Raw genomic sequence first — 15,627 nt, 5'->3', positions numbered from 1 at the left:
CGAAGGCCCGCTCAACATGCCGCTTGCCGACACCGTCCTGGCAGGCCCCCATGCGCGTAATGAATCGAGCCCGACGGCGACTGGCGCCCTCAGGTCACTCGAGCCGCGCGAACATCCACGCGTGGCCACCAGGCAGTCGAGCCCCGGGCGTCACCGGGGGTGAGGCGCATCGAAAATCCACTCAAATCACCTCCGCGTAGCTCCTGGTGAGAGGCCGTGGTGCTCACGGCCCCAGACCGAGGAGACAGACCATGAAGCGCATCAAGAAGCAGCAGTCGCGACCCCCCCAGCAGTCGAAGGAGCAGCAGCCTCGGGCTCGAAAGGAGAAACAACTCACCCTCGAGGACCTGGCCTCGGTGACGGGTGGGTTCATCGCCCAAGCCGAGGTGGGTTTCTCGGCCAAGGCGGAGGACCGCTCCGGCAACAAGGCCGAGGCCGAGTAACGCATCGCGCAGGTCTTGGAAGGAGCTGTCACCTTCACCCCCGCACCGACGAAGGCGGCGCCTCACCGCGCCGCCTTCTCGCACCCGCTGGTCCACTGTCATGCTCAGCGCCGCCCCCCTCTCCCTTCCTTCCGAGCCCCATCCGGAGTCGCTCCTGCGGCTCCCCCTGGTGCGCCGGATGCTCTCGGATCCCCTGGTGCGCTTCGTGCCACGCGCCATCGATCAACGTTGGTACTACGAGCGCATCGTTCCGGTGACCCTGGCGGGTTTCAATCCCTTCCATCGGACCCTCTTCTTCGCGAACAACTCGGCCCTCTCACGCTGGCTCGCGGATCCGTACGGCTCCGCCCGGGACTACAACGAGGGGGACCATCTGGTCCGGGAAGTGCTGTTCGCGAAACACGACTACCTGCACTGCTGGTCCGCGGCGGTCATCGCCGAGCTGGCTCCCTGGCTCCGGTTCGAGACCGGCCCCATCCTCCGCGACAACCTCGAGGACTTCGTCTTCTGCCAGCTCCTGACGGAGGCGGCCGCGACGGTGGGACTGGATTACTGGTACCTCTCCACCTTCAACCTCTCCGAGTGGATACCGATCGGAACGACGGTCGTGAACCTCACGGTCAGCTATCACGAGCGATACGTCTCCGAGTACCGCCGGTTCTGCCCGCGATGGGAGGCGCAGCGACCCGAGTTCTTCACCGACCTCGCCCGCTTCTACTGCTCGGGCGTCTTCGAGGGCTTCGATGTGAGGGCTCTGCGTAGGAGCCCTCGGCTCCTCAAGTGGCTCTCGCACGAGCTGACCTACGGCGCCACGCAGCGCGAGTACACCCGGCTGTGGCTGTCCTTCCTTGCCGCCGAGGAGATTTCATACGACCCCCGCGAGCTGACCGCGCCCGTCTCCCTCGAGGAGCCCTGGAAGCAGCGTCTGATGCACGAGCTGGGGCTCGTGCTGTTCGCGAAGATCAAGGAGGACTCTGACAGCGGACTCGTGCTCCGCAACCGGAACGAGCCTCCCGAGAGCCCGAGGGAGCGCCGGCCTGACTTCCGCTTCGTGAACGCGAACGTCGTCCCGCTCACACCGGAGGCCGCCGCCGCCCCCCAGAGCCTGCGCTACTACGTCCTGCAGCGCATCTCGGCGACGGTCTTCGACAGCGTGAGCGGGGAGGTCCGGCGGGCCCTGGCGCGTGCGCTCCGGCGCGAGGAGCACGAGGAGGCGTTGCGGCTCATCGAGCGGGCGGAGCGCGTTCTCCCCGTGGGAGCCGAGCCCCGAGACCTGTTCGTCCTGAACTAGCGAGGAACCAGGAGCACACGAAGGAGTCGATCATGTCCCCGACCCGCGAGCGTCCACCGAGCCACCCGACGGATCCCTGGGCGGTCCCCGTTCCGGTTTCTCCCTCCGGGTTCACCGCGTTGCACGCGAGCCATGCCGGGTGCGCCGTCCAGGTCGACCTGGGGCGCATCGGCTCCTTCGGGTTCTCGGCAAGGCCCGAGCACGAAGCGGAGCTCTTGTACGCGGACCTCCAGACCAACGCGGACGTCAACATCTCCCACCGGCTGGGGTCGGGCCGAGCGGGCTTCTACTCCGGCAAGTACCTGAAGGGCGTGGGCCGTACCCTGCTCGCGGCGAACTGGCACCATCCGACGGATCGCTACCACAGCAGCGGGCACCTGCTTCCCTCCGCCGCCGCGAGGGAGTACCTGGTGAGCCGTTACCTGGAGGAGCTGGGAGCGGGTGACGCCCTCGTCCCTTGCGAGGGCCTGCTCCTGGCCCCACTGCCACCGGAGGCCGAGCGCTACGTCGAGTCGAGCTTTTCAGGCCGCGACCCCAGCCAGCTCGCCCTGGCGGACCGGCGACTCCAGGCCATCTCGGTCAAGCCGGCGGGGTTCGCGCGCCTGTCCAACTTCGCCTGGGCCTTCTCACAGTGGCGGGGCGGCGCTCCGTTCGTGGTCCAGTTGTTCCTGCGAATGGCCCGCTACCTCGGGGACTCCTCCCAGCCCGAGGTGCGCCCGGGCGACGTCACCCCCGAGACGCTCGCGGAACGCCTGGAGGGCGCCCTCGAGCGGCTGGTCCACCACTTCGAGCGGTACTTCCAGGCCGGCGTCTACTGGGGCTCCTTCCACAACAACTTCACCGCGGACGGCCGCTTCCTCGACCTGGAGACGCCCATCGTCTTTGGAGGGCCCTTCATCGGCATCGTCGCCGCTCGGGGCAAGCTGCCCGAGTCGGTGGACCTGGCGGGTTCCCGGACCTTCGTCGGGTGCGAGGTGCTGGAGTGCCTGCGACAGCTCCGCACGTTCCTCGCCTTCCTGATTGACCGCCTGGAGTGGCTGGGCCGGAAGGACTGGAACGGGGGCGAGCTGGAACGTCGCTTCCTCTGGGACACGGCCGAGGCCCTGCGCGCGCGGTTTCCGCCCGCGCACTGGCTCCATGACGTGGGGGCGCTCGGAGAGAAGCTGACCGTGGCTCTCACCGCGACGCTCGCGCTGCCGCGGAAGGCCACTGCGGAGCTGAGCGCGCTGGTGGATGCGCAGTGCCGCGTGATGCTGAACCTGGAGCCCCGGCACACGGGGACGGTCAGGCTCGTGCCGGTGGAGATGCCGCTAGCCAATCCGGAGCCGACGTTCCAGGTGGTGGTCGGCGTTCCCCGCTTCCTCGAGGGCCTCGTGGGTCAGACGCGTGCGGGCCGGACCTTCAACGAGGCGCTCGGCCTGGTGGATGGAGCCGAGAATGTCGCCACGGCCCTCCACGGGCTCCGCGAAGCGGAGGCCTGCCTCCGAGGCTCCGCTCGCGAACCGGGAAGGTGTCAAACACCTCGTAGTGCTTGAGAGAGCGGCCGGAGATCTAGCGAGTTACCGCCGGTTCCAGTTGAGGTGCCAGCCGCGCTGGTTCGCCAGGGAAGGCGTGAGGGTGCTGCCCGGGTAGCGGACGTAGATGCGGAAGCCCGTCGGCGTCGGCGAGTAGATGGAGGTCGCGCCGGTCAGCCCCCATTGCTCGCTCGTGCCCCCGATGGAGGTGACCGGCTCCCCCGAGGCCGCACAGCCCGAGGTGCTCACGTCGACGTAGAGACTATCCGAGGTGTACTGCTGCCAGCTGGTGGACCCCTGCGTGGTCCGCCCGGTGCAGTTCCAGGACTGCCGGAGGCCGTCCGGCTGGGCCCGCCAGTTGAGGTGCCAGCCGAGCTGGTTCGCGGCCGCGGGGGTGATGGAGTTGCCCCTGTACCAGACGTAGACGCGGAAGCCGGTCGCGGTCGGCTCGTAGATGGAGGTCGCGCCCGTGGTCTTCCAGTGCCCGTCCAACCCGCCCAGGGACGTGAAGTACAGGGGCGCGGTGGAGAAGTCACAGGCCGTCGTGTCCACGTCGAGGTAGAGGCCTTCCGAGCCGTACGGCTGCCAGTTGGTGGCCCCCGGCGCCGTCTGCCCGGTGCAGAGCGAGGGCTGCCGGACGTTGTTCGGCGTGGCCTGCCAGTTGAGGTGCCAGCCGTACTGGCTCGCGAACGCGGGCGTCACGCTGCTCGGGGAGCGGACGATGACGCGGAATCCCGTGGCCGTCGGCGAGATGATGGAGGTCGCACCGGTGGTCTGCCAGTGGTAGCCGGTGCCACCGATGGACGCGAAATACAGCGGGGCCTCCGAGAAACCGCAGCTCGACGTGTCCACGTCGAGGGAGAGGCTATCGAAGGTGTACTGCTGCCAGTAGGCGCCCGGGGCCGTCTGGCCCTTGCAGACGGGAGCGTCGCGGTACTCGAGGTGGAGCGGGTCTCCCCCCGTCTGGTTGAAGGGGTTGTAGGCGGGAGCCCAACTGTTCCAGCCGCAGTAGCCGCCGCCCGTCAGGTTCACCATGCGCCCGTCGGCGCCGTAGGTGGTGGTGCCGTCCGGGCTGTTGCCTCCGAGCGAGAAATCATCGGGTACGACCGCGAAGGGCGTGCCAGTCAGGTCGATGCTGGCCACGCCCGAGGCCGTGCTGTCGCAGGACATGGCCACGCCGTAGGGCATGGAGGTGACGAGCGTTCCGCCGTGATTCAGCGAGCCGGTGGACTGGGCGAAGGTCTGGTCGGCGACGGAGACCCGCAGGGTGACGGGATCGATGCGCACCTTCGCGTAGTACGTGCGCACGCTCGAGCCCGAGGTGTAGCCGCCCACGGTGTATTGCGAGTAGTTGGTCCCGCTCGGAACCGAGAGGTACTCCCGGGGCGTGTCGGCCATGTCGTAGCACCAGGCCGTCCAGGGCTTCTTCGCATCGCCCCCGATGTAGAGCGTGTACTCGCCATCGATGGCGGTGGGGTCGGCGGTGCGAATCTCCTGGCAAGTGGCCGGGAGCGAGGAGAGCCCCTGCTCCTTTGCGTCCGCGGGACGGGTCTGGAGCGAGGTGCCGGGCTCACCGCAGCCCGTCGAGAGCGCGGCGCCCAGCAGGAGCACTCCCAGGGAAGCACGGGAAGCGCCCATGGGGCGGACGGGCTGGAGCGTGTTCGAGACATCGTTGGACAAAGCAGTAGCGTCGAGGTTGTTCATGGCTCCTCTGGAGACAGCATGGGGTGTGAGGGTTGCCACGCATCGGCTCTCGCCGTTGCGGACGGGAACACCCCAAGGCAAGCGCGGTGCCAGGAACTCCAATAGGGAGCGAGTGCCCTGATTCCAGAGGGTTGCGCGCGGGGACCTCCGGGAAGGCCCTCGGGCGCGGAGGGGAACGTGCCTGGATTGGCACGCGCACGCGCCGCCCCTGGGGACACGCATGTCATAGCGGTCTCGAGGACCTGGGCGGCGGCCCCGCTGAACCTCCGGGGGCAACTGAGACGGAGGTCGGATTTCGTGCATCATTTTCCGCCTCGTGGGCTCAGTTGATTGAAGGGCGAGGCGCTCGGTTCCACGGAGGCAGCCCCTCCCGTTCATCCTACCCAGGAGCACCTGTGGACGTGAGACGCATTGCTGGAGTGGTCTGCTGCTTCTTGTGTGTTGGATCCGTGGGCTGTGGCCCATCGAGATACGGCCGTATCGGTGCTCCCGTGACGCTGCCGAGCGGCGTGCCCCGCACCGAATGCGAGCGCGAGGAGTGGTACGAGCTCGCGCCGGCACGGGTCCTCTCAACGGCGTCGCAGGGCGGGGGGACCATCACGTACACCTACTACAAGGAGTACATAGGGTTCGGCGTCTTCAAGGCGGGCGACGATGATCCCGAGTCCCTGTCCGACGTATGGCCCATCTTGCGCGACAACGAACTTCAACGCCGGCATGAAGCGCGCATCGCGCCGGTGGATGAAGCGAACACCCGTGTCTTGCTTTGGAGCGCGGGAGGTCTGGTGGGGATGTTCGGGGGAATCGGCGGCGCCGCCGCGATCCAGAAACAGGACCGGACGGCTGCCGCGGTTCTTGGTGTGGGTGGCCTCGCCCTGGGCGTGGCCGGTCTCATTGGTGCGTTGGTCTCTGGGCCCTCGGTCCATGATGTCTTGGAGGCGGGCGCGCGGCGGAAGCTGCTCCTCCCCCAGGAGGACGATGTGCGTGCCGCGGCACATGGGCTCAACACCACCAATACCGAGCGCAGACGCCGATGCGAGCAGCGCGCGCCGGCCCCACCCCAGCAGCCCGCGGAGCCAGTGGGCGCAGTGAAGAGCTCCACGGCGGTGCCGCCGTCCGCTCCGGAGCCCATCCGCATGCCTTCGGATGCGCCCACCCTCCAGGCTTCCGCGACAGCCCTCCCACGCATGGTCCGCCCGTAACGGCCCCGGGACACAGGGGGTGCGGAGCTCCAGGCGGTGAGGTAGAGGGAGAAGAATGCGCCTGACAGAAGAGGAATGTCTCCGCCGGTTCGGCTCGAGTCCCGCTCCCGAACAGCTCGAGGATGTTCGCGCTGTCCTGGATGCCGAGACGCAGCGGGAGCGCCAGGGGCAGGGCAGTGGAGACACGCAAGTCATGCGGCTGTGCTGCTTTCTGCTGTTTCGGGCCGGGCTGCTCGAGGACGTGCCGAGAATCTGGCGGGCGAAGACCTCCAGCATGGATGCGGACGCCTCGATCGACCTCCAACTCCTGTGTGGTGCGGGATTGGAGAGGACGAAAAGGTATTTACGGGAGCTCGGTTCCGACGAGGCGGAAGCCGCGTTGAGGCGTCTCCTCACGAATGAGGTGTCCGGGGAGCTCGATGGCTTCTCCGTCGACCAATATGCGGAGTCCCAGGCGGCGTACTACGACGGAGACGAGGAGTAGCAGCACTGCGTTCCGAAACGAGAATTCAGGGTTGGCCGTCTAAGCTCGCCGCCGCGGGGTGCGCAGCGGCAGGCCCACCAGCAGCAGCGCCCCGCCCGTCCACATGACCCAGCGTGGCAGCGCCAGCGGGATGTCCAGATGGGTGGTGATGCCCAGGATGCGGGACAGGCCCGTGGGCAGCACGAGCAGCTCGTCGTTGAGCAGGGTGAGGGAGTGCTCCAGCCCCACCGCGGCCAACCCCGCGCCCACCAGCAGCAGCAGCACGCCCTGCACCACGAAGAGGGTACCGAACGCGGCCGGCGGCGACAGCCCTCCCGCCCGGCCGATGGCCACCACGCCCAGCGAGCCCAGGAGGACGAAGCCCGAGGCGGCCAGCGCGAAGCCCGTACGGAACGTCTCATCCGTCCAGAAAGCGAATGGCAGGTACACCGCTCCCCGCACCGCCGCCACCCCCAGCAGCCCCAGGCACACCGCCAGCGCCGGGCCGAACGTGCGCCCCACCCGCGCGGCGCGCACGGCCACCGAGCCCTCGCCGGCCAGCAATGCCACGGCCACCACGTACACCGCCACCGCCACCGTCACGCACCCCAGGAACAGGGGCGCCGCCCAGGACGTCAGCACCGCCGTCGTCCACACCAGCCCCCCGGCCCCCAGCACCAGCAGAGCCACCCCTCCACCCACCGGGCCCTCCTCCCAGGGGCGCGGCAACCGTCCCGCCCCGCCCCGGGCCACGGTCACCCCCAGCGCCAGCACCAGCAGTCCCAGCGTCACGCGCGCCGCCGTCCGCGTGGCTTCGCTGCGCTCCGCCAGCACCAGTCCGGTCCGGGCCTCTCGGAAGTTGTATGCGGGAAAATCCAGGTTGCTGCGGTAGCGGCCCTCGTGCGCGGCCATGCGCTCGCGCACCGTGCCCAACGACGCCTGCCACGAGGCGCTGTCTCCTCCTTCGTCCTGCCAGCGGTAGAACTGGAAGAGGAAGCGGCGATACCAGGCCAGGGTGTGGAAGAGATCCTCCATGTAGTCCAGCGAGCCGAGCGTGCGCGCCTCCAGCTCCCTTCCCTCGGTGCTCAGGGCGAAGGCCCGCGCGGCCTTCTCGCGCAGCTCGCTCACCGTGCGCACCGCCGCGAAGGCCTCCTCGGTGGACGCCTCCGCCCGCTCGCGGGAGACCTGGTAGATGTTGCTCATGACGGAGGTGGCGCCTCCGACGATGTCCCACTTGAAGATGTAGAGCAGCGGGGGCGGCTCCAGTCCCAGCGCCCGCACTTCCCAGCGCGCGAAGTCGCTGATGTACAGGCCATTCATCACTGCCGGGTGTGAGGCGAGCAGCACGTCCGCCCACAGCTCGCGGACCTGGGGGGAGTCGCCGAAGGTGCGGGCCGCCCAGTCCTCGGCCATGGCGCGCGCCTCCTGCCGGGGGTCCTGCGCCAGCCGTGAGATCGCGTGCACGTTGGCGTCCACGTACAGCCAGTGCCCGTGGAAGGGGTAGAGCATGAGCGGCCCGGAGCGCAGCGGCCCGCCATCCTGCGTCCACGCCCACACGCCCCGCACGTGGGGATTCTTCTCCAGGAAGGTGAGCAGCGCGCTGCGGTAGAGGGGCCCCAGGTAGTTGGGATAGGCGTTGAAGGACTCGAACTCACGCCGGGCCTGGAACTCGATGATGCGCGCGTGCCGGCCCTGCATCAGCGTGGGGTTGAGTGGCAGCCAGCTATCGAAGTCGCCCTTGCTGTACTTCGTGGAGACGATGAGGTTGGGCGAGTCGATGGAGCCCAGCACCCGCTCGTAGGTGGCCGGGTTGGTGTGCATGTCCCCCACCTGTCCCACGCCTACGGACCAGGTGCGGAAGAAGACGGTCTTGCCGCGCCGCTCGGCCACGCCCAGGAAGGAGCGGAGCATTTGCCGGACGGCACCGTCGGTGCGCACGCGCAGCTCGCTGCGGTAGTCGAAGCCCGGCTGGTTGTAGACGGCGCCCGCCTCGCCAATGCGGAGCAGCAGCGCGTCCACCTCCGGCATCTCCTCCAGCAGCTCCTCGAAGCCCAGGGCGTACACCTTCCAGGGCTCTGGAGCCTCCGTGTCGAAGTCTTCGCCGAAGCGTGCCGTCAGGTACTTCTCCAGGGGTGTGGTGAGCGCCACCATGTCCGTGCGCAGCACCACCCGCATGCCGCGCGACTTCGCATAGGCCAACAGCCGACGGAACCCCTCGCGGAAGGCCTTGTGGCGCTCGCGGTGCACGCTGCCGTCCGGGTAGATGACGCGGCCGCCCTCCACCTTGTCGAAGTTGGTGAACTCCAGGAAGCCCGGGACGGCGATGGCATTGAAGCCGTAGCCGGCCATCCGGTCCACGAAGGCACGGAACTCACGCTCCACGCGCGCGAAGGGCTCCGGCGCCACGTACGGCGGGTGTTCCAGGAAGACGTCCTCGAAGCGCCGCTCGTGGTGCTTGTAGTCACCCCGGCCCCAGTGCTCCGGATCCGGCAGGATGCCCACCGCGCCCATGTCCGTCAGGCGCCAGTCCAGGGCCGGCAGGGGCCGCTCGGGAGCGGCCCGGTCCAGCGCGGGCAGTTGCTTGGGTATGAAGGAAATGCCCAGAAAGCCGTTGAGGCCCCGGGCAGTCACCAGCCCCAGTCCCAGCGACAGGAGGACCGTGCACAGCAGCGCGATTTGCCAGCGACGTTGGGTTCTCATCCGGAGGTGCCCGCCTGGAAGAGTTGTCCGAATCTTCTGACACCTTCTGGGGCCCTGGGGAGGGATAAATGCACCGGGTCGATGTTGTATCGGGCTGTGGTACGCGTTTGGGATGCTCGAGCGCGTGACGCACGTGAATCTGGCCGTGGAGGATGTGGAGGCCGCGGCTCGCTCACTCGGAGCGGCGCGCCTGTGTCTCATGGTCCACCCTTCCCCCGGGCACCCTCTGGGGAAGAGTGGGCGAGGATGAGTCAGGAGGAGCGGGCCCGGGTGGTGGAGGCACTGCCCGGGGAGGTGACGGGGGACGAGATGGCGATGCCCGACCGCGCAGGGGCGGTACACCTCGGAGGTGCTGGGACTGGAGTTGCAGGTGGAGGAGGGGCGGCTCCGTTTCTGGGCGGGGCACGCGATGCTGCTGGAGTACGAGGAGCTCATCGACCGGATGGAGACGTTGGTGGCGGGGCTGCAGCGGCGCGTGGACGAGGATGCCCGGCAGCTGGAGGAAGCGGAGCGGCTGCGCCATGAGTTGGAGCGACGCCTCGCGGAGTCTCAGGCCGGGTTGGAACGCCTCCGGCGGCACGACGGGTGAGCCAGGTCGTGTCCGCGGTCCTCGCATCGAAGCGGGGGGACCCGAAAGATCGCCGATGTCGGTCTCGGCAACATCGTCGTGCAGTACCAGATCCTCTGAAGACGCGGAGCGACTCGCGGGAGCGCTTACCGAGGAGGGTTCCTCTCCGGGTCGCACCGACCGAGCGTCGGCCTTCATCGGCTTCGCGCCTCCGTGGCAGTCTGCACCGCGTGAGTGAACCCCTGTTCGATGACCTGCTCGGCCTCGCGTGCTTCGCGCGCGTGGTGGAGCTCCGCTCGTTCACCCAGGCCGCGACGGCGCTGGGCGTGTCCAAGTCCGTGGTCAGCGGGCGCGTGGCCCGGCTGGAGTCCCGTGTGGGCGAGCGGTTGCTCATCCGCACCACGCGCAAGCTCACCGTGACGGATGCGGGCATGGGGGTATATGGCCACTGCGCGCGGATGCTCCAGGAGGCGGGCGCGGCGACTCGCGGGGCTTCCGACGCGGGCCGCGGGACGCTGCGCCTCAACGTGCCCGTCAGCTTCGCGCAGTTGTACCTCGCCGCTCCGCTGGCCCGGTTCCTGGCGTTGCATCCGGACACCACGGTGGAGGTGGTGCTGAGTGACAGGCTGGTGGACCTGGTGGAGGAGCGGGTGGACGTGGCGCTGCGGATTACGCGGCTGCGGGACTCCAGCCTCATTGCTCGCAAGCTGGCCACCACGTCGCTGCATGTGTGCGCGGCGCCCGCGTACCTGGCGCGGCGGGGGACTCCCGAGCGGCCGGAGGACCTGATTCATCACGACTGCCTGCGCTACACGCACCTGCGCACCGAGGACGAGTGGCGCTTCTATGGCCCGGAGGGCCGCATCCGCGTGCCGGTGTCCGGGTCGCTGGCCACGGGGAATGGGACCATGCTCCGTGAGGCCGCGGCGCAGGGCATTGGCCTGGCCATGCTGCCGCGCTTCATGGTGGATGCGGACCTGCGCTCGGGGCGGCTCGTCACCGTGCTGGATGACTTCGCTCCCAGGCCGCTGGGCATCTATGCGGTTCATGCGTCCGGGCGCACTCCTGCTCCACGGCTGCGGGCCCTGCTCGATGTGCTGGCGGCGGAGTTCCGTTCCTCGAAGTGGGAGTGATTGTTCTCCTGGGAGAACGATTCGTTCGGGAGCGGCACCTTCCGGACGGGAGGTGAGGCCGGCATTCCTTGGGGTGTCCGAGGGGCAATCGTTCCCCTCGCGCTTCCTGGAGTCGCTGTCATGAGCCGCTTCGATGATTTCGCTTCTCGAGAGTTGGGAGCCACCGTGCTTCGCGTCGCCCTGGGCGCGGTGTTCCTCGCGCACGCGGGGGCCAAGGCGTTCATCTTCACCTTCGCGGGCACGGAGCAGTTCTTCGAGGCGCACGGCTTCCCTGGGTGGAGCGCGTGGCCCGTGTTCCTGGCGGAGTTGCTTGGTGGGCTGGCGCTGGTGGCCGGGTTCAGGACGCGCCTGGTGGCGCTGGGGCTGGTGCCGGTGATGCTTGGCGCGCTCAAGCCGCACCTTGCCAACGGGTGGATGTTCACCAACGCCGGGGGCGGCTGGGAGTACGTCGCCTTCCTCATCCTCGCGCTGGTGACGCAGGCGCTGATTGGCAGCGGGGCGTATGCGCTGGACAGGTCTCCGGCAGGAGCTCCTCCCGGAAATTTCATGTCTCAACGTTGAGCCGGGGACACGCACTCTCGCTGGCGGTGTTTCATGAGCATGAACAATGTGAATGCTCAGGGTCTCGAGGTCAGCCCGGCGTGGCTGGGAGCGCTGCTACCGATGCCAGCGGCGCTCGTTGTTGGCGAATTCGTACCACTTATCCCAATCGACCTGGCCCTCCTCGTCGAGCAACTCCTGAAGGAAGACGTCGCTGTCTCTGGTTTCCGGGTGTTGCGTCTTCTCGTTCTGGGACGTCACCATGCCGTGCGAGCTGTAGAAGACCTCCGCCTTCAGCTTGCCGATGACGGCCATCGAGTGGCCTCGCTCGACCAGTTCCCTGACTTCCAGGGTGTCGCAGACCAGCATGTTGTTGCAGCCCGACTGGCCGACGACGCGGTTGGCACGGAGTGCTCCCGAGACGAAGATCCAGCCCGAGGTCCACAGCTCGCGGCAGCGCAGGTTTCCCGCCACGAAGATGAACTGATGATTCTCGAGATCATTGAGCACCGCCTCGGGGACTTCGAGATCGCCCATCACCAGGTGCACGCCCTCACGCCCGAAGTCCGGTCGCTCGCCCGGCTCGTACACGAACGTCGGGAGCACGAGGTACTTCTCGAGGTAGCAGAACGCCTCGGCAGCTGGCTCAAGGTTGGAGATGAGGCGATCCACCAACGCCTTGGCTTCCGCGTTCTCATTGGCAGGGGGCAGCGTTTTCATGTGTCGCGCAGTACGCGAGGTGCGCATCCCGGGTCAAGACTTGACCCCCTCCCGGGAGGCGGCCGGGTAGGGCAGGATACCCGGCATGGCACGCATCGCTGTCCTGGGAGCGGTCTGCTGTCACTCTACACGGCTCATGCGCCAGGGTATGCCCGCGCGGTAGCGTTGGCTCTTGTCGCCGACTGATGCCTATTTCCCGAAGAACTGGATCGTGTTGCCCTCCGGATCGCGGACCGCGAAGGTCTTCAGGCCGAGGTCCGGAGAGGTGACGAGTTTGTGGTTGAAGACGGCGCCGCGGTCGGCGAGCGTCTTCTCCCACCCTGCGACGTCGGCCACGTAGAAACCTATCTTGGCGACGCCGAGCTGGAAGTCCTGCAGCTTCAGCTGGTCATGAGGACCCGGCGTGGGCGGGGTGCGGACCTGCAGGATTTCGAGGATCGTGTCTTCCTTCCGCAGGAGCGCGAAGGCGGAGACCCTGGGCGCGGAAATCGTGCCCTGTTTCACCACCGTGAACCCCAGGGTCTTGACGTACCAGTCCGCGAGCCTGGGCGCATCGGCGACGTAGAGCGCGTTGAAGGCGCCCGTGGCGGCAAGCGGCGGAGACGCGGCGGGCGCGGGTGTTGGCTCCGCGGCCAGGACGGGGAGGGTGACGAGCGCGGCGGCGCAGGCGACAGTGGCCATCTTCAGCATGACGTTTCCTCGCGGCTTCGAACGGCGCCCGCCTCCGGGGAGACCGGAGGCGGGGCATGAGGGGCAGGTCAGGTCCTCACGACGCCGTCGAAGACGCCGTAGCCCCCCGGGATGAAGAAGTCCTTCCCGGGCAGCAACCCGTAGGCGCGGAGCACCGTCGCCGCGATGTCCTGCGAGCTCGGCGACCGCGTCACGATGTCCCCGGACTCCTCGACGAGCCTCACCGGAATGCCCATGGGCGAGCCCTCCATCGTCTCGTCGTAGCCGCCGATCATCTGGTTCCCCTGGATGCCGCCCCCCACCAGGAGGGCACACGTCGCGGGGTGGTGGTCGCTGCCCACCTTGGGGAACGTCCGCCCGAAGTCGCTGTAGACGTAGACGAGCGTCTCATCCAGCAGCGAACGGGACGGGTCCGAGCGGCTGGGAGTGAGGCTCATCTCCAGGCACATGCGCCCCACCATCTCGAACGCGATGCGCAGGTACTGGGCATGCACGATCTGCCCGTTGACGAAGTGGGAGTCGAAGGTGAAGCCTTCGATGCTCGTCCCCCGCAAGGTGACGGTCGACACCAGGTCGGACTTCAGCAACTGGAGCGCGAACGCATAGTCCCCCATCGACTGCATCGTGCCGCAGGCATCCGCATAGCCGGTGCAGGCCATCCAGTCCTCGGGATAGGCGGGGTCGGCCTTGAGCTTCTCCCAGGCGGGCGTCTTCTCGAGCACCGACAGCATGTCCCGGCGAATCGTGCGGCTGGCGCCCTTGTACGTGTCATAGAGCTGCTCCAGGTACGCATCCGTGCCGGTGGAGGAGGTGCCACGCTCGCGGCGCACCGCCTTGAGCAGGGCCGAGTCCACCGCCGTCGCGGGCACCGTGCCGGACATCGGCGTGCCATCGAAGGCGAGATTCGGCTCATCCTTCCGCGCTCGCAGGCCGTTCCACGTGCCGTCACGCCGGTCGGAGAGCGTGGGCTCCACCGTCGCGCTGGAGGAGAGCAGCGTCGGGTTCGCCAGCGCGGGCAGCCCGAGCGCCATCGGCAGTGGCCCACCCAGGGCGACATTGGGCAGGGCCCGGTCCGGGAAGCGTGACGCCATGGCGTTGGCGACGACGGCCTGCACCGCCGGGGCCCGGAAGGTGGAGCCGGCGACACCGGACATGCTCGCGATGAGGCCGCTGGCGTGCGCGGCCGTCCCCTGGTCCGCCCCCACCAACAGCACCGCCTTCTCGTAGAGCTTGTACTTCGGGTCGGCCCACACGTACCCCTCCGGGCGGTAGATCTGGGCGTTGCCGACGACGGGATTGCTCCCGTTCCTGTCCGCCGGGTTGGCCCAGTTCCAGTAGACGGGCACGCGCAGCTTGCGCACGGGCCCGGGGGCCAGCAGGTCCACCGGAGAGCGGTCCAGGTGCTGCACCTGCTCGGGGTTGTACCCGTAGGCGTAGTTGCCTCCCTGCGCGGGAGGAATGAACTTCTGGATGCCCGCGCGAGTCATCGGCGCGAAGAAGGACTCCCAATGCAGTCCGCCCACCAGCCAGATGGCCAGCATCTTCGTGGGCCGGCCCGACGCCGACTGCGCCATCGCCGTCGGCAGTCCATACCGCGCCAGCAGCCCGACCTGCGCGGCCCCGAAGGCCGCTTGAAAGAGATTGCGACGAGAGAGTTTCATGGGGGCCTCAGTAGAAGATCCAGTGCGGGTGGCGGATGAAGTACGAGCAGACCCCTACGTAGGCGGGCTCGGTGTCGGTCGGAGTCACGAGCGGCACGAAGACGTCCGTGTACAGCTCGTCCACCTGCGTGTCGGTGAAGCGCTCCCCCAGGAAGTGGAGGGACCAGCGCTTCAGCGTGGCCTTGACGTCGGCCGGGTTCGCCGTGCGCGTTGCGCCCTTCGGGAACAGCGCCGTGTTGTCCGGCTTGGCGAGGGCCCGCCGGCACCAGCGCTGGGAGACCTGCGTCAGCGTCAGGGCGAAGGTGGGCGCGGGGGTCCGGTCCGCGGAGACCTGGTTCATCACCGAGCCGCCGCCCAGCCCGTGGTAGCGCTCGCCGGAGATGTACTGCCGGGGTGAGGGGATGGCGTCGGGCGACTGGAGCGGGAGGTGGTCCTCGCCCCGGGACTCCGCCATGTCGAAGCCGAACTCCTTGGCATTGACGAAGAAGTCGTCGTACCCCAGCCCGAGCTGCTGGTAGAGCGCGCGCTGAACCTGGTCGGCGCTCATGCGGGTGATGCGCGGGGCGTCGGGGTTCGGCCGGGAATCGCGCTGCTGCGCGCCGAGCCCCTGAATCCATGCGCGCACCGCCTCCACGGGGAGCGTCGCGGTGCCCTCCGAGACGAGCTGCGCGTAGGATTTCTGGCCGATGGGCATCTGCTTGAAGGCGCCGGTGCCCCGGCCCTCCAGGAGCCTCACCAGCTCGCTGTCATTGGGGCTGCCCGCCTTCACCAGCCGGGAGTCCGAGACGAGCAGGTTCTGGAAGGCCGCCACCGAGGCGAAGTAGCCGCGCGTGCCCTGCGCGTGACATCCCTCGCAGTGCGGCTTGAGGCCCTCCATGACGCGCAGGGTTTCCGAGGTCGCCGGCGTGCCGCACTGGTCGAGGATGGTGGCCGGAGTCACCTCCGAGCTACAGGCGACAATCCAGGGGAGCACGAGGAGCAAAGCGTAGCGGTTCATG

14 protein-coding genes are annotated in these 15,627 nt (G+C 68.4%); 8 read left to right on the top strand and 6 right to left on the bottom strand.

All coding sequences use genetic code 11. The annotated features are described in order from the left end of the window. Positions 1 to 251: 251 nt before the first annotated feature. From JRI60_RS43775 to JRI60_RS43765, 3 genes are all read left to right on the top strand, one after another. Positions 252 to 443 carry a hypothetical protein gene (locus tag JRI60_RS43775; RefSeq protein WP_204222008.1) on the top strand — a complete coding sequence of 64 codons (192 nt, stop codon included), beginning with the start codon at positions 252 to 254 and terminating at the stop codon, positions 441 to 443. A 100-nt stretch (positions 444 to 543) separates the two neighbouring features. Continuing rightward, positions 544 to 1,734 (top strand): hypothetical protein, encoded by a 1,191-nt coding sequence (locus JRI60_RS43770; RefSeq protein WP_204222007.1) that lies wholly within the window; start codon positions 544 to 546, stop codon positions 1,732 to 1,734. Between the two features lie 32 nt (positions 1,735 to 1,766). Further along, positions 1,767 to 3,269, top strand: a complete 1,503-nt coding sequence (locus JRI60_RS43765) for a hypothetical protein (protein ID WP_204222006.1) — start codon at positions 1,767 to 1,769, stop codon at positions 3,267 to 3,269. Positions 3,270 to 3,293: 24 nt separating this feature from the next. Here the strand turns inward: JRI60_RS43765 and JRI60_RS43760 are convergent, their stop codons facing one another. Continuing rightward, positions 3,294 to 4,952 (bottom strand): GON domain-containing protein, encoded by a 1,659-nt coding sequence (locus tag JRI60_RS43760; RefSeq protein ID WP_204222005.1) that lies wholly within the window; start codon positions 4,950 to 4,952, stop codon positions 3,294 to 3,296. 491 nt (positions 4,953 to 5,443) lie between these two features. Here JRI60_RS43760 and JRI60_RS43755 point away from each other — a divergent pair, with 491 nt between their 5' ends. Together JRI60_RS43755 and JRI60_RS43750 are read left to right on the top strand one after the other, a co-directional pair. Beyond that, positions 5,444 to 6,154 (top strand): hypothetical protein, encoded by a 711-nt coding sequence (locus tag JRI60_RS43755; protein ID WP_204222004.1) that lies wholly within the window; start codon positions 5,444 to 5,446, stop codon positions 6,152 to 6,154. 55 nt (positions 6,155 to 6,209) lie between these two features. Continuing rightward, positions 6,210 to 6,638: a hypothetical protein gene (locus tag JRI60_RS43750; RefSeq protein ID WP_204222003.1), complete on the top strand. Its 429-nt coding sequence runs from the start codon at positions 6,210 to 6,212 to the stop codon at positions 6,636 to 6,638. 39 nt (positions 6,639 to 6,677) lie between these two features. Here JRI60_RS43750 and JRI60_RS43745 read toward each other — a convergent pair whose 3' ends face one another. Further along, complete coding sequence (locus JRI60_RS43745; protein WP_204222002.1) at positions 6,678 to 9,317, bottom strand: hypothetical protein; 2,640 nt, start codon at positions 9,315 to 9,317, stop codon at positions 6,678 to 6,680. A 349-nt stretch (positions 9,318 to 9,666) separates the two neighbouring features. Between JRI60_RS43745 and JRI60_RS53915 the strand changes: the two genes are divergently transcribed. The 3 genes from JRI60_RS53915 (at position 9,667) to JRI60_RS43730 (ending at position 11,579) form a co-directional block, all read left to right on the top strand. After that, positions 9,667 to 9,906: a hypothetical protein gene (locus JRI60_RS53915; protein ID WP_239470069.1), complete on the top strand. Its 240-nt coding sequence runs from the start codon at positions 9,667 to 9,669 to the stop codon at positions 9,904 to 9,906. 209 nt (positions 9,907 to 10,115) lie between these two features. Next, positions 10,116 to 11,018: a LysR family transcriptional regulator gene (locus JRI60_RS43735; RefSeq protein WP_204222001.1), complete on the top strand. Its 903-nt coding sequence runs from the start codon at positions 10,116 to 10,118 to the stop codon at positions 11,016 to 11,018. A 120-nt stretch (positions 11,019 to 11,138) separates the two neighbouring features. After that, the gene (locus tag JRI60_RS43730; RefSeq protein WP_204222000.1) at positions 11,139 to 11,579 is read left to right on the top strand and encodes a DoxX family protein; all 441 of its coding nucleotides are present in this window, start codon (positions 11,139 to 11,141) and stop codon (positions 11,577 to 11,579) included. A 96-nt stretch (positions 11,580 to 11,675) separates the two neighbouring features. Here the strand turns inward: JRI60_RS43730 and JRI60_RS43725 are convergent, their stop codons facing one another. The 4 genes from JRI60_RS43725 to JRI60_RS43710 form a co-directional block, all read right to left on the bottom strand. Continuing rightward, positions 11,676 to 12,278 (bottom strand): hypothetical protein, encoded by a 603-nt coding sequence (locus JRI60_RS43725; protein ID WP_204221999.1) that lies wholly within the window; start codon positions 12,276 to 12,278, stop codon positions 11,676 to 11,678. A gap of 189 nt (positions 12,279 to 12,467) precedes the next feature. Beyond that, the gene (locus JRI60_RS43720; protein ID WP_204221998.1) at positions 12,468 to 12,968 is read right to left on the bottom strand and encodes a VOC family protein; all 501 of its coding nucleotides are present in this window, start codon (positions 12,966 to 12,968) and stop codon (positions 12,468 to 12,470) included. 68 nt (positions 12,969 to 13,036) lie between these two features. After that, positions 13,037 to 14,629, bottom strand: coding sequence for a DUF1501 domain-containing protein (locus JRI60_RS43715; RefSeq protein WP_204221997.1), 1,593 nt, complete (start codon positions 14,627 to 14,629; stop codon positions 13,037 to 13,039). 7 nt (positions 14,630 to 14,636) lie between these two features. Then, positions 14,637 to 15,626, bottom strand: a complete 990-nt coding sequence (locus JRI60_RS43710; RefSeq protein ID WP_204221996.1) for a hypothetical protein — start codon at positions 15,624 to 15,626, stop codon at positions 14,637 to 14,639. Between the last annotated feature and the right edge of the window lies 1 nt (position 15,627).

This window comes from Archangium violaceum (assembly GCF_016887565.1).
GTDB lineage: Bacteria > Myxococcota > Myxococcia > Myxococcales > Myxococcaceae > Archangium > Archangium violaceum_B.
Note: the sequence above shows the minus strand (reverse complement) of the source record. Positions and strands in the feature narration are given on the sequence as shown.

Bases quoted from the DNA above. Each gene is read 5' to 3' on its own strand.
- JRI60_RS43775 (WP_204222008.1), top strand. From the start codon at position 252: ATGAAGCGCATCAAGAAGCAGCAGTCGCGACCCCCCCAGCAGTCGAAG.
- JRI60_RS43770 (WP_204222007.1), top strand. From the start codon at position 544: ATGCTCAGCGCCGCCCCCCTCTCCCTTCCTTCCGAGCCCCATCCGGAG.
- JRI60_RS43765 (WP_204222006.1), top strand. From the start codon at position 1,767: ATGTCCCCGACCCGCGAGCGTCCACCGAGCCACCCGACGGATCCCTGG.
- JRI60_RS43760 (WP_204222005.1), bottom strand. From the start codon at position 4,952: ATGAACAACCTCGACGCTACTGCTTTGTCCAACGATGTCTCGAACACG.
- JRI60_RS43750 (WP_204222003.1), top strand. From the start codon at position 6,210: ATGCGCCTGACAGAAGAGGAATGTCTCCGCCGGTTCGGCTCGAGTCCC.
- JRI60_RS43745 (WP_204222002.1), bottom strand. From the start codon at position 9,317: ATGAGAACCCAACGTCGCTGGCAAATCGCGCTGCTGTGCACGGTCCTC.
- JRI60_RS43730 (WP_204222000.1), top strand. From the start codon at position 11,139: ATGAGCCGCTTCGATGATTTCGCTTCTCGAGAGTTGGGAGCCACCGTG.
- JRI60_RS43725 (WP_204221999.1), bottom strand. From the start codon at position 12,278: ATGAAAACGCTGCCCCCTGCCAATGAGAACGCGGAAGCCAAGGCGTTG.
- JRI60_RS43720 (WP_204221998.1), bottom strand. From the start codon at position 12,968: ATGCTGAAGATGGCCACTGTCGCCTGCGCCGCCGCGCTCGTCACCCTC.
- JRI60_RS43715 (WP_204221997.1), bottom strand. From the start codon at position 14,629: ATGAAACTCTCTCGTCGCAATCTCTTTCAAGCGGCCTTCGGGGCCGCG.
- JRI60_RS43710 (WP_204221996.1), bottom strand. From the start codon at position 15,626: ATGAACCGCTACGCTTTGCTCCTCGTGCTCCCCTGGATTGTCGCCTGT.